Here is a 24,632-nt window from a genome sequence, read left to right as displayed (position 1 = left end):
CGACGGCCCGCACCCGACGGCCAGACGTCCGTCCACGCCGGTCGGGACGGATCGCTCAGTCCGGCAGGAAGCTGTAGAGGTACAGGCCGGCCGAGCCGGCGACGGCCAGGCCCGTGGAGTCCGGCAGCCAGCAGCAGCCGCGGGCCGCGCCTTCGAACCGGATCATCGTGCGGCACTGCCAGGTCAGCGGGTCCCAGACCCGCACCGACCCGTCCCCGCCGACCGTCGCGAGCCAGGCGCCGTCCGGGGAGAAGCTCGCCTCCCGCACCGTGTGCGCGTGACCGTGCAGGACGGCCAGCGCCCGCCCGGTCACGACTTCCCAGACCCGCACGGTGTGGTCCGCGCCGGTCGAGACCAGGACGCGGCCCGCCGGGTCGGTGGTCAGCCCGAGCACCGGGTCGGTGTGGCCGGGCAGCGAGGCGCGCTGCTCGAGGGTCGCCACGTCCCAGATCCGCACGGTGGCGTCGTCCCCGCCGGAGGCGAGCCAGATGCCGTCCGGACCGGCGACGCAGGCCTGCACCCCCTCGGCGTGGCCGGCGAAGGTGGCCATCCACTCCCCGGACTCGGTGTCCCACAGCCGCACCGAGCCGTCCTCGCAGCCGCCGGCCGCCCAGGAGCCGTCCGCGGAGACGGTGAAGCCGAGGATCGCCACGTCGGCGGTCAGCACGGCGCGGACGACGCCGGTGGCGGGCTCCCACAGCCGCAGCGCGGTCGGCTGCGCCGACACCACGACCCAGCGCCCGCCGGGGCCGGCCCGGCAGCCGCGGGCCGGGCCGGGCAGGCCCGCCATCGCCGCGCCCGGCTCGCCGGTGACCGGGTCCCAGGCCGTGACGGTGCCGTCGTCGCTGGAGGAGACCACCAGGCCGCCGGCCACGACGGCGCAGCCGCGGGCCCCCTCGTTGCGCCCCGCGGTCGACGGGCGCGGCAGGTCGCTGCCGGTGCTCCAGACCCGGATCGTGCCGTAGCGCCCGGCGGAGGCGATCCAGGAGCCGTCCGGGGCGACGACACAGGCCCGCGTCCCGGTGGCCCCGGTGAGCTCGGCCCGCTGGCCGCCGGTGGGGAGATCCCGGACGGAGATCGCGTCCCCGGCCGGCGCCACCAGGTAGGAGCCGTCCGGGGCGACCGCGCAGGCCCGTACGGGGCGGCTGCCGTCGCTGAGCACCCCGGTCTGGCGGCCGGCGGCGGTGTCCCAGCGACGCAACGTGCCGTCCTCGCCCGCCGAGACCAGCCAGGAGCCGTCCGGGCCGAACGCCAGCGCAAGCACCGGACCGGCGTGACCGGCCAGCCGCCGGAGGATCTCGCCGGTCAGCGGGTCGTGCAGCCGGATGGTCCCGTCCTCGCCGCCGGTCGCGACGACGGCTCCGCCCGGCCCGGTGGCGCAGCAGCGCAGCCGCCCGCCGGTGACCGGCACCGCGAGCCTCGGCGTGCCGGTGGTGGCGTCCCAGGTCCGCAACGAGCCGTCGTCGCCGACGGTGATCACACCGGTGCCGTCGGCGGTCACCGCGCAGCCGTTCACCGGGCCGTCGTGCCCGCGCAGGACGAGTCGCGCCACCGGGTCGGCCCCCTCGGGATCCCGGCCCCGCCGCTCCCGCTCCCCGGTGTCGCCGGGATCACCCGGCTCGGGGTCGTCCAGGTCGCCGCGGACGTCGTCGCCACGGACGTCGTCACCACGGACATCGTCGCCGGGGACGTCCCAGATCCGGGCGGTGCCGTCCTCGCCGGCCGAGACGAGCCAGCCGCTGCCGGGCGCGGCCGCGACGCCGAACACCTGGCCGACGTGGCCGGTGAGCACCGAGCGCGCCGTGCCCGCGCCGACCGTCCAGGTGCGGACGGTGCCGTCCATGCCTGCGGAGGCCAGCCACGACCCGTCCGGGGCGACGGCCAGCGCGAGGACCTGGCGGTGGTGGCCGGCCAGCACCCGGCGCAGCGCGGGGTGCGGCTGGTCGGGCAGCGTCCACCGGTTGACCAGCCGTGGCCCGCTCAGCCGCCGGGCCAGCGCGGCGCGGGCCGGTTCGAGCGCGCGGATGCCGTCGAGCCGGCTCAGCAGGGTCGTGCCCAGCGCCTCTGCGGGCTCGGTGGGGCCGAGCAGGTGCGCGTTCTGCCCGAGCGCCCGGCTCAGCGCGGGCAGCACCGGGTCGTCCGGCCGCACCCTGCCGGCGACGGCCAGGTCGGCCTCGACCGCCACCGGCCCGAGCCGGGCGACGGAGAGCTTCCCGATTGTCCAGCGCAGGTCCCCGAGCAGCGCGGCGAGCTCGTCGTGCCGGCCGGCGCCGGCCAGGTGCCGGGCGAGATGCTCCCAGAGGTAGCCGGCCCGCTCCGGCGCCGTCCACCACGGGGCACGCACCCCGCCGGCCGGCTCGGACCCGCCGGCCGGGCTGGCGGGGCCGTCAGGGCCGCCGCGGCCGCCCGGGTCGTCAGCACCGGCCGGGTCGTCAGCACCGCCAGCGCCGCCGGTGATCATGCCGGCGAGCGCGTCGCACAGGACGCCGTCCAGCTCGCGCAGGCGCTCCGCCCCGACCCGGGCCCGCAGGTAGGTCCGCAGGACGTCCTGCAGCACCAGCGACGGCGGGTCCCGCCGGTAGGCCACAACGAGGGAAAGGTCGGCGAACTCCTGGCACAGGTCGTCGACCTCGTCGGGGTCGAGATCGCCGGTCGCCGCCCAGTAGGCCTCCAGGACGTCCCGCGGGATCTCCACGTCCTCGCCGAAGACGGCCAGCTCGAGGTACTGGTCGAGCCGGTCGCCGGTGAGCAGGCCCAGGCTCGCCGACAGCGTCGCCTCGACGGCGAGCGTCCGTTCCTCGACCCGGCTGACGTCCAGTGCGGTCGGGCCGCGCCGCTCCAGCCGGCGCAGCACCCGCTCGGCCGCGCGGGGCACCGACATGCCGTCCCGGGTCTGGCGGACGACCGCCCGGTTGACCAGCGCGAGCAGCACCGGCCAGCGGCCGGTGACCACCAGCAGCCGGCGCAGGACGGCGTCGGGCAGCGGCGCGGGGACATCCCTGGTCAGCAGGCTGACCGCCTCGCCGTCGGCCATCGCGGGCACCTGGACGACGTCGGCGTCCGGCGGCAGGCCGCGCATCCGCGTGGTGATCAGGCGGACGCAGCCCGGCCCGCCCTGCAGGAACGGGCGCAGCTGGGCGCGCCGCCACACGTCGTCCAGGACGAGCAGCCGGGGCTCGGCGCCGAGCAGCTCACCGAGGCGGAACCCGGCCTGCTCGGGGTCCGACAGCGTCGGGCGGACCCCGGACAGCGCCTCGCTCAGGTCGTTGATCCGGTCGGCCAGGTGCGCCCCGGCCAGCGACTCGCCGAGGGTCACCCACAGCACCCCGCCGCCGAACCGGCGGGCGATCCGCGTGCTGCCGCACACGGCCGCGGCCAGCGTCGTCTTTCCGAAGCCGCCGGCGCCCGCGAGCACGACGGGGCGCGGGACGACCTCGGCGCCGACCGGGGGGTCCGAGGGGGCCGCGGCGTCCGGGGCGCTCGCGGGCGGCAGCAGCCGGCGCAGCACGGCCTCGGTGAGCTCCGGGCGCTCCACCAGCCCCCGGACGGCCGGCACCATCCAGGGGCGGCGCAGCCATCCACCGCCAGGGCCCAGACCCGGGACGAGGACGGGCCGCGGGCCCGGGGGGGCCGGGGGGACGTCGCCGAACCCGGGCAGCGTGCGGGTCGCCCGCCGCTCGCTGTCCCGCAGCTTGACCAGGGCGTCGAGCACGGCGGTCTCCAGCCGGCCGTCCCGGAACCCGGCGACGATGGTGCCGCCGTCCCGCAGCCGCGCCCGGAAGGCCTCCTGCCGCTCGCCGTAGGCGGGGTCGACGAACTCGCGGAAGGGGACCTCCGCGTCGTCCTCGAGGAGGAACACCAGGCGGGGCATGCCCGCCTCGGTGGCCGCCTGGAACTCGAGCTCGGTGTAGGAAAGGTGCGGCAGCTCCCGGACGGGCGACCCGTAGCGGAACCCGATGAGACCGATGTAGACGTCGCTCTCCTGGACCTGCCGGACGCAGAACTCGGCCGGGTTGTCGGCGCGCGCGCCGAAGTACTCCATGTCGACGACACGGTCACCGGCCAGCGCGACGGCGCGCTCGGCGGCGGCCACGAACGACCGGTCCCGCGGGAAACGCCGCAGCTCGGCGGTGTGGCTGAGGAAGATCACCCGGCGACGGTCCGGGCCGCGCGGGTCGCCCGCCCACGGGGCGACCACCCCCGCGGGCCACATCCCGGACTCGCCCCGCAGCTCGACCCGACCCCCCGCCACCACGTCCGGCGCGGCGGGCACGGCGAGGCTGCCGGGCGGTTCGGACGGCAGCCCCTCCGGCACAGACACATCCGGCAAATTACCGGATCACCTCCGGCAGGGCGCGCAGACGCTTCGCCGACGCCGCCCAGGTCGGCGCCGGTCGTCACCCGAAACCACGCGGGTGCCGGAAGAACTCCGTCGATCAGGTAATAAGGACCAGTGGACATCACCCCGGCCGCCGAACCCGCCGCCGCGCCCGCGCTCGCGCCGGACGCCGTACCGGTCGTCCCCGACCTCGACCACGAGGCCATGACGGCCGCGCGCCACCGGCAGGGCCTGCTCACCAAACCGCCGGGCGCCCTGGGCCGCCTCGAGGACCTGTCGGTCTGGATCGCCGGCGCGCAGGGCACCTGCCCGCCGCGGCCGTTGCGCCGGGTCCGGGTGGTGGTCATCGCCGGGGACCACGGCATCGCCACGGCCGGCGTGTCCGCGTTCCCGTCCGAGGTGACCGCGCAGATGGTCGCGAACTTCGCCGCCGGCGGCGCGGCCGTCAACGTGCTGGCCCGCCAGGTCGGCGCGTCGGTGCGGGTGGTGGACGTCGCCGTCGACACCCCCGTGCCCACCACGGCGGGCGGGGCGGACGGCAGCGCGTCTCCCGAGCGGTACCGGGTCCGGCGCGGGAGCGGGCGGATCGACCGGACCGACGCACTCACCGCCGCCGAGGTCGACGCCGCCTTCGCCGTCGGCCGGCTGATCGCCGACGAGGAGATCGACGCCGGCGCCGACCTGCTCGTCCCCGGCGAGATGGGCATCGGCAACACCACGCCCGCCGCCGCCGTGGTGGGCACGCTGCTCGACCGCGAGCCGATCGAGGTCGTCGGCCGCGGCACCGGCATCGACGACGAGCGCTGGATGCTCAAGACGGCCGCGATCCGGGACGCGATGCGCCGCGCCCGGCCGTACGCCGGCAACGCGCGCTCCGTTCTGCGGGTCGCCGGTGGGGCGGATCTCGCCGCGCTCGCCGGCCTCCTCGTCCAGGCCGGGGTGCGGCGCACGCCCGTCGTGCTCGACGGCGTGATCGTCTGCGCGGCGGCGCTGGCCGCCGAGATGATCGCGCCCGGGGCGAAGCGGTGGTGGGTGGCGGGGACCCGTTCCACCGAGCCGGCGCAGCGCCTCGTCCTCGACCACCTCGGGCTGGAGCCGCTCCTGGACGCCGGCCTGCGGCTCGGGGAGGGCACCGGCGCGCTGCTGGCCGTCCCGATGCTGACGGCCGCGCAGGCCACGCTGGCCGAGATGGCGACGTTCGACCAGGCCGGGGTGAGCGCCAAAGAGCCGGCCGCGCCCGACACCGCCGACACCACAGACACCGAGCCGGGTGACCCCGAGCCAGGGGCCCCCGCCAGCTACGAGCCGCCCGCGGTCGACCCGGCCGCCCCCGGGCCGACCGGTTCCGGCATGCCCGGACTCGACCTGGGGATGCTCGGCCTGATCACGCCGGACTCCACCCAGACCGGGCCCACACCTGCCGAACCGGCCGCTGACAGGCCGGGCGCCGATGGGCCGGGCGCGGGCGGCACTGCCGGCAGCGCGCCGTGACCGTCTGATGATCGAGGCGCGCGCGGCCTTCACCCTGCTCACCGTGTTGCCCGTCCGCGGCCCGGAACGCCTGGACCGGACGGTCGCCGGGCGCGCCATGGCCCTCGCCCCGCTGGTCGGCCTGGTGCTCGGATTCGTCAGCGCGCTGCTGGTGGTGACGACGCGCATCGTCACGAAGGTCCCGCACGAGCGCCCCCAGACCATGCTGCCCGCCGTGCTCGGGGTGGCGCTGCTGGCCCTGCTCACCCGCGGCCTGCACCTCGACGGCCTGGCCGACGTGGGGGACGCGTTCGGCGTCCGCGGCGGGCGGGAGCGGGCGCTGGCCGTGATGCGGGAGTCGACGATCGGCGCGTTCGGGGCGATCACCGTCCTGTTCGTCGTCCTCGTCCAGGTGAGCGCGCTCAGCGTCGCGATCACCGCCCACCGGGGGACCGTCTCGATCCTCGTCGCGGCGATGGCCGGCCGCCTCGCGGCCACGCTGTCCTGCGTCGAGGGCATCCCCTCCGCCCGACCGGACGGGCTCGGCGCCCTGGTCGCCGGCTCCGTGCGGCGCCGGGACGCGGTGCTGGCCACGGTGGGCGTCCTCGTCGTCGCGGGACTGGCCGGCCGGCTCGACTACGACGGCGGCGACACCGGCCGGGCCGTCCGCGCGATCATCGCCGTCGCCGTGGGGGTCGCCGTCTCCACCGCGCTACGGCGCTGGCTGGTGCGCCGCTTCGGCGGCATCACGGGGGACACCCTCGGCGCCACGATCGAGATCACGTCCATGGTGACCCTGCTGACGATGGCGTCGACTATCCCGAATCCGGTCCTGCGCTCCCTCGGCCTCGACTAGTACCAAGTCGGACGTAGCTCAGCATCACGGCCGGGTGGAGTTCCGCGGACTTGTGCCGCGGCCCGCAGCTGGTCGGCACCTTGGTGCCAGTGCGACGAAAGCCCGTAGCGATCATCCGGATCGGGCGGCCGCGGAACCGGACCCGAAGTTACCCACCGGTAGATATCGGTGCCCTGACTCCCGGAGGACCTTTCGGGGCCCGCCCAGCAGGATTCGCGCCTCGCGGTACCACTCGCGAAGCGTTGTCCGCCGTGGCCCCTGCGTGACTCACTGGTCGCCACCACCGACGCACAGTCGGCGAGCATCGCCGCGCAGAGTACCGGGCGCGGGCCGAGGAGGACCTGTGAGACTCCGTCCCAGCCATGTTCGGGAACCGATCCCCAACGCAGTCGGGGCCGGGAGCGGGCCGCCCTCCCGGCGGCGCGCGGCGCGCGCGCCGATGGCGGTGGTGCTCACGGGCCTCGCGCTGCTGGCGTTACCGGCCTGCTGGACCGTGCCGGGCGGCGGCCCGGGCGGACCTCCGCCTGACATCGCGGCCGACCTGTCGCAGGAGCTGACCGGTGGGAACGGCCCGTTCATCGGCGCCGCCGTCACGGTGGACCTGGCCCAGGCCGGCTACGTCGAGCACGAGTACGCGGCGGCCGGGACGGCGTCGTCCTACCGCGCCGTGGGCGGGCTCCCCCAGGACGGCCGATGGACGTTCGAACCCGACGGGAGCGCCTCGTACCGCACCCGGGTCCTCGTACGCCGGCCGGCTCAGGCCGCGGAGTTCAGCGGCACTGTGATCGTCGAATGGCTGAACGTCAGCGGCGGGGTGGACGCCGACCCCGAGTGGGCCAACCTGCACGAGGAGATCACCCGGCAGGGCCATGTCTGGGTCGGCGTGTCCGCGCAGCAGATCGGCGTGATCGGCGGCCAGGTTCTCGTGCAGGCCCCCGGCCCCGGCTCGGAGCTCGCCGGCAAGGGACTGAAGGCGATCGATCCGGCCCGGTACGGCTCGCTGGCGCACCCCGGCGACGGGTTCTCGTTCGACATCCTGTCCCAGGTCGCCCGCGGCCTCCGGGCCGGCGCCGCGCTCGACGGCCTGCAGCCGCGGCGGCTGGTCGCCGCGGGCGAGTCCCAGTCGGCGTTCGCGATGGTCACGTACTACAACGGCGTCCAGCCGATCACCGCCGCCTTCGACGGCTTCTACGTGCACAGCCGGGGCGCCTCCGCGCTGCCCCTGGTCGGGCCCGGCCAGGGGGCGGACCTCACCGGCGCGCTGCTCAGCTCCCCGACGACGTTCCGCACCGACCAGACGGCACCCGTGTTCGACGTGCAGACCGAGTCGGACCTGACCGGCATCCTCAACTCCAGCAAGGCCCGGCAGCCCGACAGCGACCGCTTCCGGCTGTGGGAGGTCGCCGGCACCTCACACGCCGACGCGCACCTGCTCGGCGCCAACGCGGCCTCGATCGACTGCGGCGTCCCGATCAACAACGGTCCCCTGCACCTGGTCGCGAAGGCTGCCCTGCGGGGGCTCACCGACTGGCTGGAGACCGGCCGGGCACCGGTCACCGGGCCGCGCGTCGAGCTGACGGAAGGCCTGCTGCCGGGCGTGCGCCGTGACGCGGACGGCATCGCCCTCGGTGGTGTCCGCACACCGCCCGTCGACGTTCCCATCGACGTGCTCTCGGGTGATCCCGGGCCGAAGCTGTCGACGATCTGCCTGCTGCTCGGCTCGACCACGCCACTTCCCGCCGACCGCGTCGCCGAGCTGTACCCGACCCGCGCGGCCTACCAGCAGCGTTACGGCACCAGCGCCGACAAGACCGTCGAGGCCGGATTCGTCCTGCGCGAGGACCGCGCCGCCCTGCTGGACTTCGCCGAGCCGGAACGCGTGACCGGCTGACACCGCTCGTCACCCGCTGAGGCGGGCCGCCGGGCGCCCGGGAGTCCGGCCGCCCGGCGGCTCGCGTCGGCGCGGCCCGCCGGCGTCATCGGGGAGAGGCGGAGACGAACGGCGGGCGGACGACCGTCATCGTCGAGACGCGGCCGCGCACGTCCACGGCCACCTCGTCGCCGGCGGTCACGGAGCGGTCGAGCAGGGCAAGGCCGATGCCCTGCCGCAGGGTCGGGGAGAACGTGCCGCTGGTGACCTCGCCGAGCTCGGCACCGTCCGGGCCGCTCACCCGCATGTGCGGGCGCGGGATGCCGCGGTCGTTCGAGCGCAGCCCCCACAGTGACCGCGCCGGGCCCGCCGCGCGCTCGGCGAGCAGCGCCTCGCGGCCCCAGAACGCCGGCTTGTCCCAGCCGACGGCCCACCCCGACCGGGCCTGCACCGGGCTGATGGACAGGGAGAGATCCTGGCCGTGCAGCGGGTAGCCCATCTCGGTGCGCAGGGTGTCCCGGGCGCCGAGGCCACACGGCAGGCCACCGAGGCCGGTCACCACCGTCAGCAGCTCGTCCCAGAACGGCACCGCGTCCGCCCAGCGCGGCAGGAGCTCGAAGCCCGCCTCGCCGGTGTAGCCGGAGCGGCAGACGATGACGGGCCGCCCCTTCCACTCGGCGTCGGCGAAGCTCATGTAGGCACCGTCGGCGGGCAGGCCGAGCTTGCGCAGCACCTCCGGCGCGGCGGGGCCCTGCACCGCGAGCACCGCGAACTCGGTGTGCAGGTCGGTGACGGCGACGCCGGCGGGCGCCTGCGCGGCGAGCCGCCGGACGACCTCGGCGGTGTTGGCCGCGTTGGGCACGAGGAACACGTTGTCGGCGGCGTAGTAGTAAGCGATCAGGTCGTCGACGACGCCGCCGGTCTCGTCGCAGCACAGCGTGTACTGCGCCTGGCCGGGGCCGACCCGCCTCAGGTCGTTGGTCAGGCAGGTGTTGACGAACTCGGCCGCGCCGGGGCCGGCGACCCGGGCCTTGCCCAGGTGGCTGACGTCGAAGATCCCCACCGCGCCGCGGACGGCCGCGTGCTCGGCGAGCACGCCCCGGCCGGCGTACTCGATCGGCATCTCCCACCCGCCGAAGGCGGCCGTCTTGGCGCCCAGCTCGACGTGCCGTTCGTGCAGCGGGGACCGACGCAGCTCTCCCATACCGGCAGCGTAGCCGCCCGGGACGTCACTTCGGCACGCCGGCGGCGGCCCGGACGGGACCACGTGGCCACGGGCCGGCGGGATGACGGCGCGGTGACGGGGCGATTTCCCGCTGTCCCCTCCGGCCACCGGCAGCCCACCGCCTCGGTGCCACACCAGGCCACAGGTCCCGGGGCCCAATACGCTCGAAGCATGACCGTCACCTCTGCCGCCTCCGCAGCCCTCACCGACCTCGACGTCGACGCCGTCGTGATCGGAATGGCCAAGGGCGACGACGGTCCGGTGCCCCTCGGCGGGACCGGCGCCCTCGACGCGGCGCTCGGCGGCCGGCTGGCCCGGATCCTCTCCGACCTCGGCGCGACCGGAGCCACCGGCGACATCGTCCGCTTCGCCACGCTCGGGACGCTGAAGGCCCCGACCGTGCTCGCGGTCGGCGTCGGGGAGCACGCCGCGTTCACCGCCGGTACCGCCGGAGCGGGTGAGGAAGCGGGCGGTGCCAGCGCCGACACCGACACCGAGACGCTGCGCCGCGCGGCCGGCGCCGCCGTCCGCGCGCTCGCCGGCACCGCCCGGGTCGCCTCGACGCTCGCGCTCGCCACCGGGCGGCCCACCGCGTCCACGCTGCGCGCGGCGGCCGAGGGCTCGCTGCTGGGCGCCTACGCGTTCGACAGCCTGCGCACCTCGCCGAACGGGCCTGCACCCGTGCGCGAGCTGGTCCTGACGGTCGAGGACCCGTCCGACCTGGCGGCGGCCGAGGCCGCACTGGAGCGTGCGACGATCATCGGTGAGGCCGTCACGCTGGTGCGGGACCTGGTGAACACCCCGCCGAGCCACCTCTCGCCGGCCCGGCTGGCCGAGATCGCGGTGGAGCGTGGCGACGCGGCCGGCGTCGAGGTGACGGTGCTCGACGAGGAGGCGCTCGCCGAGGGCGGCTACGGAGGCCTGCTCGGTGTCGGCCAGGGCTCGGCCAACCCGCCGCGGCTGATCCGGCTGCGCTACCAGGGTGCCGCCGGCACCGGGGCGGCCAGGGGCGAGCCGGCCGGCACCGACCTCGCCCTGGTGGGCAAGGGCATCACGTTCGACTCCGGCGGCCTGTCGCTGAAGCCGCCGGTGTCCATGGAGTGGATGAAGAGCGACATGGCCGGCGCGGCCTCCGTGCTCGCGGCCGTCGTCGCGGCCGCACGGCTGGGCCTGGCGCTCAACGTGACCGGCTGGATGCCGTGCGCGGAGAACATGCCCTCCGGCGACGCCATCCGGCCCTCCGACGTGATCACGCTGCGCGGCGGCAAGCGGGTCGAGGTGCTCAACACCGACGCCGAGGGGCGGCTCGTGCTCGGCGACGCGCTGGCCCGCGCGTCCGAGGACACTCCGGCGCTCGTCGTTGACGTCGCCACCCTCACCGGCGCGCAGATCGTCGCGCTGGGCACCCGCACGAGCGGGGTGATGGGCCGCTCCGAGGCGACCGACGCGGTGGTCGCCGCCGCCGGGCGCGCCGGCGAGACGGTATGGCCGATGCCGATGCCGCCGGAGCTGCGCAAGAGCCTCGACTCGGTGGTCGCCGACCTGGCGAACGTGGCGCCGGGCGGGAACCGCGACGCGGGCATGCTGCTCGCCGCCCACTTCCTCGCCGCCTTCGTGCCCGAGGAGATCCCCTGGGCGCACGTCGACATCGCCGGCCCGTCCTGGAACGGCGGCGAGCCCTACGGCTACACGCCCAGAGGCGGTACCGGGGCCATCGTGCGCACCCTCGTCCAGCTCGCCGAGGACAGGGCCGCCACCACCCCGTGACGTGCGGCGCCACCGCCGCGCGCCGCCGCGCGAGAGGCCGGGTGAGAGGCCGGGTGACACGAACGGACGTCGCGTGATGCGGCACAGTCGGCGCAGTCTGTCCAGTCCAACCGCCTCGTCGTGAAAGACTGGGCGGGCCGGAGCGTGTCACCCGGCGGGACGCCCGTCCCGCGGTCGGGTGCCGCCCCGGCGGGGCTCACCGGCCTGGACGACGACCACGCTCCTCCCCGCCGCCAGGCCGTGACCCCACCCGTCCGCAAGTCGACGAAGAAGGGACCCCTCGCGTGGCGGACACAGCGGCCGGTCCCGTCGACCTGGTCGTCCTCGGGGGTGGCAGCGGCGGGTACGCCGCCGCGCTGCGCGCCGCCGAGCTCGGCCTGCGGGTCGTCCTGATCGAGAAGGACAAGCTCGGCGGCACCTGCCTGCACCGCGGCTGCATCCCGACGAAGGCGCTGCTGCACGCGGCGGAGGTCGTCGACACCGTCGCCGCCAGCGAGACCTTCGGCATCCGGGCCACCCTGGACGGCATCGACATGGCCGGGGTCGGCGCATACCGCGACTCGGTGGTCGACGGCCTGTACAAGGGCCTGAGCGGACTGGTCCGGGCCCGGGGCATCGAGGTCGTCACGGGCACCGGCCGGCTGGTGTCCCCGACCGCGGTGACCGTCGGCGACCGGGTGGTCGAGGCCCGGCACGTGCTGCTCGCCACCGGCTCGGCCGCGCGAACGCTGCCCGGCCTCGACCTCGACCACCGGACGGTCATCGACAGCGGGGACGCGCTGGCGCTGGAGCACGTCCCGGGGTCGGTGGTGGTGCTCGGCGGCGGGGCGATCGGCTGCGAGTTCGCGTCGGTCTGGCGTTCGTTCGGCGCCGAGGTGACCATCGTCGAGGCGCTGGGCCATCTCGTCCCGGCCGAGGACGAGGCCAGCTCGAAGCTGCTCGAACGCGCGTTCCGCGCCCGGGGCATCGCCCTGCGCCTCGGGGTGCCTCTCGCGGGCGCGAAGACCACCGACCAGGGCGTGACCGTCGTCCTGGAGGACGGGTCCACCGTCGACGCCGAGCTCCTGCTCGTCGCGGTCGGGCGCGGCCCGGTTTCCGCCGGCCTCGGCCTGGACGAGGTCGGCGTCTCGACGGACCGCGGCCATGTCCTCGTCGACACGCACCTGCGGACGAACATCCCCACGGTCTCGGCCCTCGGGGACGTCCGGCCCGGGCCACAACTGGCCCACGTCGCGTTCGCCGAGGGCATCCTCGCGGCCGAGCTGCTCGCCGGGCTCGACCCGGTACCGGTCGACTACGACAACGTCCCGCGGGTCACCTACTCCCATCCCGAGGTGGCGTCCGTGGGTCTGACCGCGGCCGCCGCCCGGGAACGCCACGGGGAGATCAACACCGCCACGTACCACCTGGCGGGCAACGGAAAGGCACGGATCCTGCGCTCCGCGGGCGCGGTGACCGTGGTCTCGGCTGCGGACGGCCCGGTCGTCGGCGTCCACATGGTGGGCGACCGGGTCGGCGAGCTCATCGCCGAGGCCCAGCTCATCACCAACTGGGAGGCATACCCCGCCGACGTGGCCCAGCTCCTCCACCCGCACCCGACCCTCTCCGAGGCGCTCGGCGAGGCGCACCTCGCTCTCGCCGGCAAGCCACTGCACGTCCACAGCTAGGCACGTCCACAGCTAGCCCGCGGTGCCCGCGTCCGCCCCGCCCGGCCCGACCGGGTGTGGTGGGGAGGGCGCCGGGCGCGACGAAGGAGTCGTTGTCAGCATGTCAGTATCCGTCACGATGCCCCGCCTCGGGGAGAGCGTCTCCGAGGGGACGGTCACCCGCTGGCTGAAGAAGGAAGGCGAGCGGGTCGAGGCCGACGAGCCGCTCCTCGAGGTCAGCACCGACAAGGTCGACACCGAGATCCCCGCGCCGGCCTCCGGCGTGCTCGGCTCGATCAAGGTCGCCGAGGACGAGACCGTCGAGGTCGGCGTCGAGCTGGCTGTCATCGAGGACGGCGCCGCGGGTGCCGGCGCGGCGGCCGCGCCCGCCGAGGCCCCCGCCGCGGCCCCGGAGCCTCCGCCGGCACCCGCCGCCGCCGCGCCGCCCCCGCCGCCTGCTCCCCCCGCTCCGCCGGCGCCGGCGCCGGCGCCCGCTCCCGCGGCGGCACCGCCTCCGCCGCCGGCTCCCGTCACGCCGGTGCCCGCGCAGGCCCCGGTCGCCGCCCCGGACGCCGCCGCCGACGGTCTCGGCCGGTACGTGACGCCGCTGGTCCGCAAGATGGCCGCGGAGCTGGGCGTCGACCTCGGCTCGGTCACCGGCAGCGGCCCGGGTGGACGCATCACCAAGCAGGACATCCAGGACGCGGCGAAGTCCCGCGGCTCCGCGCCGGCCGCGGCTCCCAGCGCCCCCGCCGCTCCGGCTGTGCCGGCCGCTCCCGCCCCGGCGCAGGCGCCCACGGCGCCCGCGGCCGCCCGGCCGGCTCCCGCCGCCGCGCCGACCGCGTCCACCGCGCCCCGTGGCCGCACCGAGAAGCTGACCCGGCTGCGCTCGCTGGTCGCCCGTCGGATGGTCGAGTCGCTGCAGGTCAGCGCGCAGCTCACCACCGTCGTGGAGGCCGACGTCACGCGGATCGCGAAGCTGCGCGAGCGGGCCAAGGCGAACTTCCAGGCCCGCGAGGGCGTGAAGCTGTCGTTCCTGCCGTTCTTCGCGGTGGCCGCGTGCGAGGCACTGCGCGAGCACCCGGGGATCAACTCCAGCATCGACCTGGAGGCGGGCACGGTCACCTACCACGACTCGGAGAACCTCGGCATCGCCGTCGACACCGACCGTGGCCTGGTCGTCCCGGTGATCCACAACGCCAGCGACCTGAACCTCAGCGGGATGGCCCGCAAGATCGACGAGCTGGCCGCGCGGACCCGCGCCAACCAGGTGTCCCCGGACGACCTGGGCGGCGGCACTTTCACGCTGACCAACACCGGCAGCCGCGGCGCCCTGTTCGACACCCCGATCATCAACCAGCCGCAGGTGGCGATCCTGGGCACCGGGTCGGTCGTGAAGCGCCCGGCCGTCGTCACCGATCCCGAGCTCGGCGAGGTGATCGCCATCCGGTCGAAGGTCTACCTGGCCCTCACCTACGACCACCGGATCGTGGATGGCGCCGACGCGGCCCGGTTCCTCACCGCGATCGCCAGCCGTCTCGAGGAAGGCGCCTTCGAGGCCGAGCTCGGGCTGTAGCCACGAGTTCGGCGCTGTAGGCACCAGCAAGGCAGGCAGGCAGGGCCGGCGGCGGTCGGGCGGGTCCACGGGCCCACCCGGCCGCCGCTGTCGTTCGCGGGGAGACACGCCGGGCCTGGTGCGGGAGAACGTGCCGCGCCGGCGCCCGAAACCCGGCCGACCCGTCCGCCCCGCCTGCCCGGTCCGGCGGCCGGCGCGGTCCGGCGGCGCAGGTGGCCGCGGCCGGCTAGGGTGACGTCCGGGCCCCGGGGTCGCCGTGCCACGGACTCCAGGTCCAGGAGGGTCGGATGGGGGTCCCGGACGCATGAAGGTCGCCGTCACCGGCTCGTCCGGGCTGATCGGTTCGGCGTTGCTGCCCGCGCTGCGCGGGGACGGCCACGAGGTCGTCACCCTCGTCCGGCGCCCGCCGCGCGACCCGTCCGAGATCCGCTGGGACCCGGCGGCCGGCACGCTGGACGCCGCCGCCCTGGCCGGCGTGGACGGCGTCGTGAACCTGGCCGGCGCCGGCATCGGCGACCACCGGTGGACCGCCGCCTACAAGCAGACCCTTCGGAGCAGCCGCATCGACGGCACCCGCCTGCTCGCCGAGGCCCTCGCCGGCCTCGACCCGCGCCCGCGGGTCCTGCTCTCCGGCAGCGCCATCGGCTGGTACGGCACGAACGCCGGCTCGGCCGGCGCCGCGCTGGACGAGACGGCCCCGCCCGGCACCGGCTTCCTCGCCGAGCTCGCCCGTGACTGGGAGAACGCGACCACAGCGGCGCAGGAGGCCGGCATCCGGGTCGTCCGGGTGCGCACCGGCATCGTCCTCTCCGGGCGCGGTGGGACCCTCCAACGGCTGCTCCCGATCTTCCGGCGCGGAGCCGGCGGCCGGCTGGGCTCGGGGCGCCAGTGGCTCAGCTGGATCAGCCTGGCCGACACCGTCGACGCGCTGTGCTTCCTCCTGGAGGCCGACGGAGTACGCGGGCCGGTCAACCTGGTGGCGCCCACCCCGGTGACGAACGCGGAGTTCACGTCGGCGCTGGCGCGGACGCTACAGCGCCCGGCCTTCGCCCAGGTACCGCGCTTCGCACTACGCCTGGCCCTGGGCGAGTTCGCCGACGAGGGACCACTCGCCTCCCAGCGGCTCGCGCCGGCCACGCTGGTCGACGCCGGGTTCCGGTTCAACCACTCCGACCTCGCCACGGCACTGGCCGATGCCGTGCACCGCGACGCCTGAACCGGGCCGCCGGGTCCGGCCGCTCGCTCAGCTGGGGGCCGTCTTGACGCTCTCGGCCTGCCGCCAGCCCGCCTCGGTCCGCCACAGGGTGAGATCCTTCGTCTCCGGCGGGCTGGCCGGCTGTTGGGCCAGCACATCGCCCGCCTCGCCGACGAAGTCGTAGGCCCCCACGATCTCGGTGACCCGTAGGACCACCCGGTCGGCTTCCTCCTCACGAACCACGACGTCGACGATCTCGATCCGCACCGGCGTGGAGCGCCCGCGTCGCCGGACCATTTCCCGGATCGATGCCCGGTCCGACTCCAGGACGGCGCTGCCGGGCGCGTCCGCGAGGTCGAGGGCGGTCTCGTCCGCCCGCTCGAAGGCCTTGCTGCGGGCGGCGTTGAGCTCGTCGAGCACGGCTCGCCACACCTGTTCCGGGGTCTGCCCGCTGACGGGGCTCGCGGTCGGGTCCGCGCGGGCGGTGCTCCCGGTGGGCACGGGTTGACGGGTGGCGTCCGACCCGGAGTCATGGGCCAGCAGGAGCGCGGCGATGGCGACGATCACCAGACCGACGCCCGCGAGCACCGGGAACAACACGGGGTGCCGCCGCCGGCCGCCGGCCCGCTCCCCCGCTGCCCGGCGTGCCCTGGCCTCGCGCGGTGCCGGGGAGTGGGTGGTGCCCCGGGCGCGGGCGGGCGCCGCGGCCCGGCCGGCGCGGCGGCGGGTGCCGGCCCGGTCGTGGTTCACCGGTCGCAGCGAGCCCACCAGGTCGGCTGGTTCGGCCGGTGCGGTCCGCCCGTCATGCGGCGGCCGGATGCCCTCGGCGTCGGCCTCCCTGGGCGCCGGGCCGCCCGCGCCGGGCGGCGGTGGCTCCTCGTCCTCGTCCGGGATCACCTGACCGGTCGCGAGGTACAGACCGTAGGGATCATCCCGACCGGCGGGCCGCGGGGTTTCCGGTGGGCCGGCCGCGGAGCCCGGGTCGCCCTCTAAGCCCCGGTCGCCCGTGGCCGGGTCGCCCGGCCATGCCACGTCCTCGGCTGCCGACCACGGGTCCGGGTCGCCGCTGTCGCCGGCCTCGCCCCGGAGACTCTCGTCGGGATCCAGCAGGTCGCCCTGGTCGACCGGAGCGGCGTTCCCGCCGTCCGCGGGCCGGCCGGGCTCCGGGTCGACCTCGACAACCCCTGCTGCCCCGGGTGGCACGTCCGTCATCCGGACGGGAAGCGGCGTGGCGCTGCGGGCCAGCCCGGCCGCGAGCTCGGCGGCCGAGGGGCGGCGACGCGGGTCGTCCACCAGGGCCATCGCGACCGCGACGGCGACCGCGGCGGCGTCGGGCCCCGTCGCCTGGCGCATCGCGCCGAGCAGGAGGTCTGCGAGGTCGTGCACGTCCTCCGAGGCGGACACGCCCGGGTCGGTGAGGGCCGCGATGCCGGCGCCGGTGAGAACCGGCCGCCCGTTCGGCTCGAGGAGAATGTCCAGGGCGGTCAGCCCGCCGTGGTGCAGACCGGCCGCGTGCACCTCGGCCAGCGCCTGCGCCGCGGGTAGGCCGATGGTGACGACCTCGCCCGGGTCGAGCCGACCCCGCGCGCCGAGCAGCCGGGACAGGCTGACCGCCTCGTGCACCGGCTCGGTGGCGACGGCCAGGCCGTCGGGTGTGCGGATCACGTCCACCACGGAGGCCAGGTGCGGATGGCGGATGCCGAGCAGCAGCTGGGCCTCGTCGAAGGCCTCGGCGCGCAGCAGCGAGTCGGCCGGTAACCGAACGTAGCGGATGGTCACGTCCATGCCGAGCCGCTCGATCCGGCCGGCCCAGACCTCGCCGGCGCCGGCGTCGTATCGGCGGCCGTGCAGGAGGATTCCCGGCACGACGGGCTCGCCGCCGTGCCGCCCCAGCCGATCGCCGGAATCGTCGGTGAAGGTCACGAACGTCGACGCTAGGCGGATCCGACCACCTCTGCAGGACTCTTTCCCCTGCTGTGGATAACTTCCTCTCGAGCGGCGGCGGCGCGCCGCCGGGCGCGGACGGGCGCCCCGGGACGCCCCCGGGGCCGGTCAACCAGGAGTCATCTGTGCAGATCCTCGCGACGAGCGGCGGCTTCCGGCCCGACGGGCGGTGGGGCGCCCGGGTCGGACCACTGCTGGATCACGCGATCGAGCTCGCCGCCCCCGCCGGACGTCCCAGGCTGTGCCTGTTGCAGACCGCCCTGGGCGACGACCAGGCCGCCTACGCCCGCGGGTACGCGGCGCTGAGCCGGGACCGGCCGGACGTCGTGGTCTCCCACCTCGCGCTGTTCCCGATGCCCAACGTCGCCGACATCCGGGCCCACCTGCTCGCGCAGGACGTCGTCTGGGTCGGCGGCGGCAGCGTGGCCAACCTGCTGGCCGTGTGGCGGGCGCACGGCCTGGACCGGATCATGCGCGAGGTGTGGGAGGCCGGGGTCGTGCTGGGTGGGGTCTCCGCCGGCTCGCTGTGCTGGCACACCGGCGGCACCACCGACTCGTTCGGCCCCGACCTGTGCCCGGTGACGAACGGGCTGGGCCTGTTGCCGCACAGCAACACCCCGCACTACGACTCCGAGCCTGCGCGCCGGCCGCTCTACCAGCGCCTCGTCGCCGAGGGGACGCTGCCCGCCGGGTGGGCGACCGACGACGGCGCCGGCCTGCACTTCCGCGGCACCGAGCTCGTCGAGGCGGTGGCGGACCGGCCGGACGCCCACGCCTGGCGGGTCAAGCCGGGCCCGGCCGGGACGGCCGTCGAGACCCGGGTCCCGGCCAGGCTCCTCCCCGATCCGCGGACCGCGGCGGACCGGGCGCCGTAGCCGCGGCGATCCGGCTCCTGACAGCTCCCGACGGATCCCCATGTGGCCCTGCTGCCCCGGCCCGCGGGCGTACGCTCGGGACGTGGATGTCCTCCGGTTGGGTGTCGTTCCCTATCGCGAGGCCTGGGAGATGCAGCGGACCCTGGCCGATGACCGCCGCCACGGACGCGGCTCCGACACGCTGATCCTGCTGGAACACCCCGACGTCTACACGGCGGGCCGGCGGACGGGCGCGGGTGACCGCCCGGTCGACGGGACGGAGGTCGTCGACGTCGACCGCGGCGGCGGCATCACCTGGCACGGCCCGGGGCAGCTGGTCGGCTACCCGATCGTGCGGCTCCCGATGCCGCTGGACGTCGTGGCCTACGTACGGGCACTGGAGGCCGGCCTGATGGCGGCCTGCGCCGAGTTCGGTCTCGAGACCCGGCGGGTCGAGGGGCGCACGGGCGTGTGGACATCCGACGGCCTGCGCAAGCTCGCCGCCATCGGGGTCCGGGTGAGCTGGAAGGTCACCAACCACGGTTTCGCGCTGAACTGCGATCCCGCGCTCGCCGCGTTCGGTCGGATCGTCCCGTGCGGGATCTCGGACGCCGGCGTGACCAGCCTGAGCAGGGAGCTGGGCCGGCCGCTGCCGGTGGCCGAGGCCCGCCCGGTGGTCGAACGGCACATGCTCACCGCGCTCGCCGACTACCTGGCCACGGGCCTGGCCGCCGAGGCCGGCCGCCGGCCGGCAGGCGCGGAGGACAGCACGGGCAAGGTGGCCGGCACGGACACGGCGGGCACCGCGGGCAGGGCAGCCACGGCGGGAACGTCCGACACGGATCTGATCGGCGCGGGGCTCGCCGGCGGGAAGGTTCACCGATGACCGCGGTCGCTCCCGAAGGCCGGCCGCTGCTGCGGCTGGAGGCGCGCAACGCGCAGACGCCGATCGAGCGCAAGCCACCGTGGATCCGCACCCGGATGCGCACCGGTCCGGAGTACACCGACGTGCGCAACCTGGTCCGCGGGGCCGGCCTGCACACGGTGTGCGAGGAGGCCGGCTGCCCGAACATCTACGAGTGCTGGGAGGACCGCGAGGCCACCTTCCTGATCGGCGGGGACGTCTGCACCCGCCGCTGCGACTTCTGCCAGATCGACACCGGCCGCCCGGCCCCGCTGGACGTCGACGAGCCGCGCCGGGTGGCCGAGTCGGTCTCGACCATGGGCCTGCGCTACGCCACGGTGACCGGTGTCGCCCGCGACGACCTGCCCGACGGCGGGGCGTGGCTGTACGCCGAGACCGTCCGGCAGATCCACGCCGGGTCGCCGGGCACCGGGGTCGAGGTGCTGATCCCGGACTTCGGCGGCCGTCCCGAGCAGCTCGGCGAGGTCTTCGCCGCCGAGCCGGAGGTGCTCGCGCACAACGTGGAGACGGTTCCGCGGATCTTCCGCCGGATCCGGCCGGGGTTCCGCTACGAGCGCTCGCTGGACGTCCTGACCCAGGCCAGGGCGGCCGGCCTGGTGACCAAGTCGAACCTGATCCTCGGGCTCGGCGAGACCGACGACGAGGTCTCCGAGGCTATGACCGCGCTGCACGAGGCCGGCTGCGACCTGCTCACCGTCACGCAGTACCTGCGGCCGACCCCCCGACATCACCCGGTGGAGCGCTGGGTGCGACCCGAGGAGTTCGTGGAGTGGGAGCGGCGCGCCACCGGCATCGGCTTCGCCGGTGTGCTGTCCGGTCCGCTCGTCCGGTCGTCGTACCGCGCCGGACGCCTGTACCGCCAGGCAGTCACCGTACGTAGTAATACTGCCACTGTAGAGGCTGATCTGCCCGAAAGTGTGTCCGACGACTCTCACGCCAGGTGATGACTCGACTGGTGGCGACTACCGCGAGCGACTAAGCTCGGCTCTGCGTCACACGGCGGTCACGAGATTCGCCGTTGCGCAGGGGTCGTCGCCACCTTGCGGACATCGCGGCGACATCTGCGCCCTTCACACTCGGTGCTGTTCCGGCGGGAGCTCCTCCCGCCTCGGGCGCCACGACCGCGTCGGGAGGTCGTCGACACCGTGTTCCGCTCACTCCTCAGCGCACTCGAGGAACTGACTCTTCTCGTCCTGCCCCATGGCGGGCAGCGCACCGCGCGCCACAACGCCTGGCGCGCCGCCACCGACCTGCACGTCACCACCGGCTACCGCTGGGTCGACCAGATCTCCGTGTCCGCACTCGAACCCTCCCCCGCCCCGCCGCCCGCGCCGCCGGCCCGGGCCACGTTCCCCGTCCCCCGGATCTCGGCGCCACGGGTCTCGCCGGTGCGCTCACGGGCGGCGGCCGCCGCCCGTTCCTGACCTCCGTTACCGGAGCAGTCGCCAGGCACCCCGTTCGAGGCCGTAGGCTCGCGTCTATGGCGCTGCGGAAGAAGCCGGCCGGAGCCGGCGGGGAGCCGGTGCTCGCGGCCGCGGGTGGAAGCGGAACGACGGGTGGCGGGGCCGCCCGCCGGCCGGGTGGAACGGGTGCGGCCGAGTCACGCGCGGGCGCGCGCGGGGGTGCCCAGAAGGCTGGGGACCCGAAGGCGGGCGGGCCGACCGGCGGCGCCCCCAAGGGTGGATCCCCGAAGGCCGGTGGCAAGGCCCGCCGGGCCGGTAGGTCCGACCAGGCTGGCCAGAGCGGTCCGTCCGACCCGCCGGCCAAGGCCGGCCGGAACGCGCGGGCCGCTACACCGCCGCCGCCCGCTGGTGGTGGTGGTGGCGGCCAGCCTGGTGGGGCGCGCGCCAGGCTCGCGCAGATCCGCCTCGTATACAAGATCACCAAGCAGCGTGACCCGCGGGTGCTGTGGCTGAGCCTGCTCGGGCTCGCCGGCCCGATCGCGGTCGGCGTCATCCTCGGGGTCTTCGTCGGCCCGCTGTACGTGTGGCTGCCGATCGCGGTGCTGCTCGGGCTGGTCGTCGCGCTGAACGTGTTCAGCCGGCGCGTCCAGAAGACCGCGTACGCCGAGATGGAGGGCAAGCCGGGCGCCGCCGCCGGCGTCGTCGAGCGGATGCGCGGCGACTGGCGGCTCACCCCCGCCGTCGGCGTGAACCGGCATCAGGATGTGGTCCACCGCGTGGTCTGTCGGGCAGGCGTGATCCTGATCGCGGAGGGTCGCGGGCGCGGCCCGCGCGAGCTGCTCGTCGCGGAGAAGCGCCGCATCCGCAAGATCGTCGGCGAGGCGCCGCTGCTCGACTACGTCGTCGGGAACGGCGAGGGCGAGATCCCACTGCCGAAGCTGCAGAGCACGCTCATGCGGCTGCGCCGCGAGCTGCGCAAGCGCGATGTGGACGCCCTCGATCGCAGGCTGAAGGCCGTCAGCGCCCCGGCGCTGCCGATCCCCAAGGGCCCCATCCCGCGGAACATCCCCCGCGGCGGCCGGCTCCGCTGAGCCCGCACCCCGACTGACCGGGCCCCGACCGTCCGGGGCCCGGTTCGCCGGCCCCGGTGCTGCCGGGGTGCCGTCCCGCCGCCGGCACCGTCCCGCCACGGGGCGGCTGAACCGGCACGGCCGGCACCCCCCGGGCCTACCGGGCCGTCCGGTGGTGCGGCTCGGGGCTCCGCGCGGGCTCAGGTCGTCGGTGAGGTGACCGGGTCGCGCACGACCACCGTTCCGGCGGCGCGGTCGTGGGTGCCACGCAGGTCGCGGTCCCAGATGAAGATCGGGATGAACAGCGCCAGCAGCAGTGTCCGCACGACGATCCAGGGCCAGCTCTGGCGCGCCCCGTCGCGCACCCGGATGACCCGGATGCCCGCCAGCCGCATGCCGATGGTCTGCCCGACGACGGCGACCAGCAGGAGCTCCTCGAGCAGGAACGCTCCGTACACGGCCAAGCCGCGCGCATCCCCCGCGGCGCTGACGCCGACGAGGAACAGGACTCCCACCAGCAGGTTCGCTATCACCGCGTCGACGGCATAGGCGACAAGGCGGGGACCGAACCCCACCACCGAACCGGGGCCCTCCGCCGGGAGCCCGAGTCGGGCTCCGGGTGGTGTGTCCCGAGGCAGCCCGGGCCCTTCCAGCCAACCTCCGAGTGCGCGTCCCACGGCGCAAGCCTATGCGGCGATCCCGCGCCAACCGGGCGATGACGTACCGTCACGAACGCCGTTACGGTAACATCTCGGAAACAACCCGGTGATATCCCCGGTACGCCATGCGGTCACATCACGCAACCGACCGGAGCGTACCCTGTCAGTCCATGGATACCTGACAAACGCTGGAGGGTGGATGTTCACAAACGCCGACGACGTGCTCCGTTATATCCGGGACGAAGGCGTTCAGTTCATTGACGTACGATTCTGTGACCTTCCCGGGGTGATGCAGCACTTCACAATCCCCACGGAGGTTTTCTCCGAGTCGGTCTTCAGCGATGGGCTCATGTTCGACGGATCGTCGATCCGCGGATTCCAGGCGATTCATGAATCTGACATGCTGCTCCTTCCGGACCCTCGGACGGCGTTTGTCGACCCGTTCCGCGAGCACCCCACCCTCGCAATGACGTTCTTCATCCACGACCCGATCACCAAGGAGCAGTACTCGCGCGACCCGCGCAACATCGCCAAGAAGGCCGAGGCCTACCTGCGCGGCACGGGGATCGCCGACACCGCCTACTTCGGCCCCGAGGCCGAGTTCTACATCTTCGACGACGTCCGCTACGACTACAACCCCTACGGGTCGATGCACGCGGTCGACTCGGTGGAGGCCGCGTGGAACACCGCGCGGAAGGAGGAGGGCGGCAACCTCGGATACAAGCCCCGGTTCAAGGGCGGCTACTTCCCCGTGCCGCCGACGGACCACTTCACCGACCTGCGCTCGGAGATGACCCGGGTGCTCTTCGAGGTCGGCATCACCGTCGAGATGCAGCACCACGAGGTCGGCACCGCCGGCCAGGCCGAGATCGACATCAGGTACGACACGCTGCTCAAGACGGCCGACAACCTGATGCTCTACAAGTACGTGATCCGCAACGTGGCGCGCAGCCGCGGCAAGACCGTGACCTTCATGCCCAAGCCCCTCTTCGAGGACAACGGGTCCGGCATGCACACCCACCAGAGCCTGTGGAAGGACGGCGAGCCGCTCTTCTACAGCCCGAACGGGTACGGCGGCCTGTCCGACACCGCGCGCTACTACATCGGCGGACTGCTGCACCACGCGCCGGCCCTGCTCGCGTTCACCAACCCGACCACGAACTCCTACCGGCGGCTCGTGCCCGGCTACGAGGCCCCGGTGAACCTCGTCTACTCGGCGCGCAACCGCTCGGCGTGCTGCCGGATTCCGCTCGGCGGCGACTCGCCGAAGGCGAAGCGGGTCGAGTTCCGGGTGCCGGACCCGAGCTGCAACCCGTACCTGGCGTTCGCAGCGATGCTGATGGCCGGCCTGGACGGCGTGAAGAACAAGATCGACCCGCCGGACCCGATCGACAAGGACCTCTACGAGCTCCCGCCGGACGAGCTCGCCGCCGTTCCGCAGGTGCCCGGCTCACTCGAGAAGGTCCTCGACGCCCTCGAGGCCGACAACGAGTTCCTCCGTGAAGGAAACGTCTTCACCCCCGACCTCATCGAGACCTGGATCGACTACAAGCGGATGAACGAGGTCGACGCCATCCGGCTACGCCCGCACCCGTACGAGTTCAGCCTCTACTACGACATCTAGACCGCGATATCCCTCCCGGTCCGGAGCGGCGCCACCAACGGGGCGGGCGGACTCCCGCCACACCTGGCGAGAGCGGCGCCGGGGGCTTCTCGTATGACCTACGGCCCACCCCCGGCGCCACCCACCCGACAGCCGCTGCGACCTGCGGCTGACCCTTCCCCGAACACCGCCGGCGACGGTGGGCGGATATCAGCTGATGACGGACGGCC

General features: G+C 75.0%; 17 protein-coding genes. 13 read left to right on the top strand and 4 right to left on the bottom strand.

Features of this window, described 5'->3' with window-relative positions; genetic code table 11:
• Window positions 1-55: 55 nt before the first annotated feature.
• On the bottom strand, window positions 56-4,315 hold the full coding sequence (locus tag E0504_RS37310; protein WP_243657792.1) for a DUF4062 domain-containing protein: 4,260 nt from the start codon (window positions 4,313-4,315) through the stop codon (window positions 56-58).
• Between the two features lie 138 nt (window positions 4,316-4,453).
• On the opposite strand from E0504_RS37310, the gene cobT reads away from it, so the two are divergent.
• The 3 genes from cobT (at window position 4,454) to E0504_RS37295 (ending at window position 8,556) form a co-directional block, all read left to right on the top strand.
• Window positions 4,454-5,830 carry a nicotinate-nucleotide--dimethylbenzimidazole phosphoribosyltransferase gene (cobT, locus tag E0504_RS37305; protein WP_235015066.1) on the top strand — a complete coding sequence of 459 codons (1,377 nt, stop codon included), beginning with the start codon at window positions 4,454-4,456 and terminating at the stop codon, window positions 5,828-5,830.
• A 7-nt stretch (window positions 5,831-5,837) separates the two neighbouring features.
• Entirely contained in the window at window positions 5,838-6,665 is an 828-nt protein-coding gene (gene cobS / locus E0504_RS37300) for an adenosylcobinamide-GDP ribazoletransferase (protein WP_071065398.1), read from the top strand.
• A gap of 439 nt (window positions 6,666-7,104) precedes the next feature.
• Window positions 7,105-8,556 (top strand): alpha/beta hydrolase domain-containing protein, encoded by a 1,452-nt coding sequence (locus E0504_RS37295; RefSeq protein ID WP_131626786.1) that lies wholly within the window; start codon window positions 7,105-7,107, stop codon window positions 8,554-8,556.
• Between the two features lie 85 nt (window positions 8,557-8,641).
• Here E0504_RS37295 and gcvT read toward each other — a convergent pair whose 3' ends face one another.
• A complete protein-coding gene (gene gcvT / locus E0504_RS37290; protein WP_112108420.1) occupies window positions 8,642-9,739 on the bottom strand; it encodes a glycine cleavage system aminomethyltransferase GcvT in 1,098 nt (365 codons plus the stop codon).
• A 192-nt stretch (window positions 9,740-9,931) separates the two neighbouring features.
• Here gcvT and E0504_RS37285 point away from each other — a divergent pair, with 192 nt between their 5' ends.
• From E0504_RS37285 to E0504_RS37270, 4 genes are all read left to right on the top strand, one after another.
• The gene (locus E0504_RS37285) at window positions 9,932-11,527 is read left to right on the top strand and encodes a leucyl aminopeptidase (RefSeq protein ID WP_131626781.1); all 1,596 of its coding nucleotides are present in this window, start codon (window positions 9,932-9,934) and stop codon (window positions 11,525-11,527) included.
• Between the two features lie 284 nt (window positions 11,528-11,811).
• Window positions 11,812-13,194, top strand: coding sequence for a dihydrolipoyl dehydrogenase (gene lpdA, locus E0504_RS37280; RefSeq protein ID WP_071065371.1), 1,383 nt, complete (start codon window positions 11,812-11,814; stop codon window positions 13,192-13,194).
• A gap of 100 nt (window positions 13,195-13,294) precedes the next feature.
• Window positions 13,295-14,749: a 2-oxoglutarate dehydrogenase, E2 component, dihydrolipoamide succinyltransferase gene (sucB, locus tag E0504_RS37275; RefSeq protein ID WP_131626780.1), complete on the top strand. Its 1,455-nt coding sequence runs from the start codon at window positions 13,295-13,297 to the stop codon at window positions 14,747-14,749.
• 304 nt (window positions 14,750-15,053) lie between these two features.
• Window positions 15,054-15,965, top strand: coding sequence for a TIGR01777 family oxidoreductase (locus tag E0504_RS37270; RefSeq protein WP_112105677.1), 912 nt, complete (start codon window positions 15,054-15,056; stop codon window positions 15,963-15,965).
• A 27-nt stretch (window positions 15,966-15,992) separates the two neighbouring features.
• Here the strand turns inward: E0504_RS37270 and E0504_RS37265 are convergent, their stop codons facing one another.
• A complete protein-coding gene (locus E0504_RS37265; RefSeq protein WP_165938731.1) occupies window positions 15,993-17,867 on the bottom strand; it encodes a protein kinase in 1,875 nt (624 codons plus the stop codon).
• Between the two features lie 146 nt (window positions 17,868-18,013).
• On the opposite strand from E0504_RS37265, the gene E0504_RS37260 reads away from it, so the two are divergent.
• The 5 genes from E0504_RS37260 (at window position 18,014) to E0504_RS37240 (ending at window position 22,161) form a co-directional block, all read left to right on the top strand.
• Window positions 18,014-18,763, top strand: coding sequence for a peptidase E (locus E0504_RS37260; protein WP_200835233.1), 750 nt, complete (start codon window positions 18,014-18,016; stop codon window positions 18,761-18,763).
• Between the two features lie 40 nt (window positions 18,764-18,803).
• Complete coding sequence (gene lipB, locus E0504_RS37255) at window positions 18,804-19,628, top strand: lipoyl(octanoyl) transferase LipB (RefSeq protein ID WP_071065375.1); 825 nt, start codon at window positions 18,804-18,806, stop codon at window positions 19,626-19,628.
• A complete protein-coding gene (gene lipA / locus E0504_RS37250; RefSeq protein WP_112105679.1) occupies window positions 19,625-20,611 on the top strand; it encodes a lipoyl synthase in 987 nt (328 codons plus the stop codon). Before lipB ends, lipA begins: the two co-directional genes overlap by 4 nt.
• 201 nt (window positions 20,612-20,812) lie before the next feature.
• Window positions 20,813-21,091: a hypothetical protein gene (locus E0504_RS37245; RefSeq protein WP_131626779.1), complete on the top strand. Its 279-nt coding sequence runs from the start codon at window positions 20,813-20,815 to the stop codon at window positions 21,089-21,091.
• Between the two features lie 56 nt (window positions 21,092-21,147).
• Window positions 21,148-22,161, top strand: coding sequence for a DUF4191 domain-containing protein (locus tag E0504_RS37240; RefSeq protein ID WP_131626778.1), 1,014 nt, complete (start codon window positions 21,148-21,150; stop codon window positions 22,159-22,161).
• Between the two features lie 179 nt (window positions 22,162-22,340).
• On the opposite strand, the gene E0504_RS37235 is transcribed toward E0504_RS37240, so the two are convergent.
• Window positions 22,341-22,715: an RDD family protein gene (locus E0504_RS37235; protein ID WP_071065401.1), complete on the bottom strand. Its 375-nt coding sequence runs from the start codon at window positions 22,713-22,715 to the stop codon at window positions 22,341-22,343.
• A 283-nt stretch (window positions 22,716-22,998) separates the two neighbouring features.
• Between E0504_RS37235 and glnA the strand changes: the two genes are divergently transcribed.
• Window positions 22,999-24,423, top strand: coding sequence for a type I glutamate--ammonia ligase (gene glnA / locus E0504_RS37230; protein WP_112106829.1), 1,425 nt, complete (start codon window positions 22,999-23,001; stop codon window positions 24,421-24,423).
• The last annotated feature ends 209 nt before the right edge of the window (window positions 24,424-24,632 follow it).

It is taken from the genome of Parafrankia sp. BMG5.11 (assembly GCF_004337455.1).
This window is presented reverse-complemented; position numbering and strand designations above follow the sequence as displayed.

Excerpts from the sequence above, each read along its gene's own strand:
- glnA (WP_112106829.1), top strand. The coding sequence starts at position 22,999 with ATGTTCACAAACGCCGACGACGTGCTCCGTTATATCCGGGACGAAGGC.
- cobS (WP_071065398.1), top strand. The coding sequence starts at position 5,838 with ATGATCGAGGCGCGCGCGGCCTTCACCCTGCTCACCGTGTTGCCCGTC.
- E0504_RS37295 (WP_131626786.1), top strand. The coding sequence starts at position 7,105 with ATGGCGGTGGTGCTCACGGGCCTCGCGCTGCTGGCGTTACCGGCCTGC.
- lipA (WP_112105679.1), top strand. The coding sequence starts at position 19,625 with ATGACCGCGGTCGCTCCCGAAGGCCGGCCGCTGCTGCGGCTGGAGGCG.
- E0504_RS37240 (WP_131626778.1), top strand. The coding sequence starts at position 21,148 with ATGGCGCTGCGGAAGAAGCCGGCCGGAGCCGGCGGGGAGCCGGTGCTC.
- gcvT (WP_112108420.1), bottom strand. The coding sequence starts at position 9,739 with ATGGGAGAGCTGCGTCGGTCCCCGCTGCACGAACGGCACGTCGAGCTG.
- lipB (WP_071065375.1), top strand. The coding sequence starts at position 18,804 with ATGTGGCCCTGCTGCCCCGGCCCGCGGGCGTACGCTCGGGACGTGGAT.
- E0504_RS37285 (WP_131626781.1), top strand. The coding sequence starts at position 9,932 with ATGACCGTCACCTCTGCCGCCTCCGCAGCCCTCACCGACCTCGACGTC.
- sucB (WP_131626780.1), top strand. The coding sequence starts at position 13,295 with ATGTCAGTATCCGTCACGATGCCCCGCCTCGGGGAGAGCGTCTCCGAG.
- E0504_RS37270 (WP_112105677.1), top strand. The coding sequence starts at position 15,054 with ATGAAGGTCGCCGTCACCGGCTCGTCCGGGCTGATCGGTTCGGCGTTG.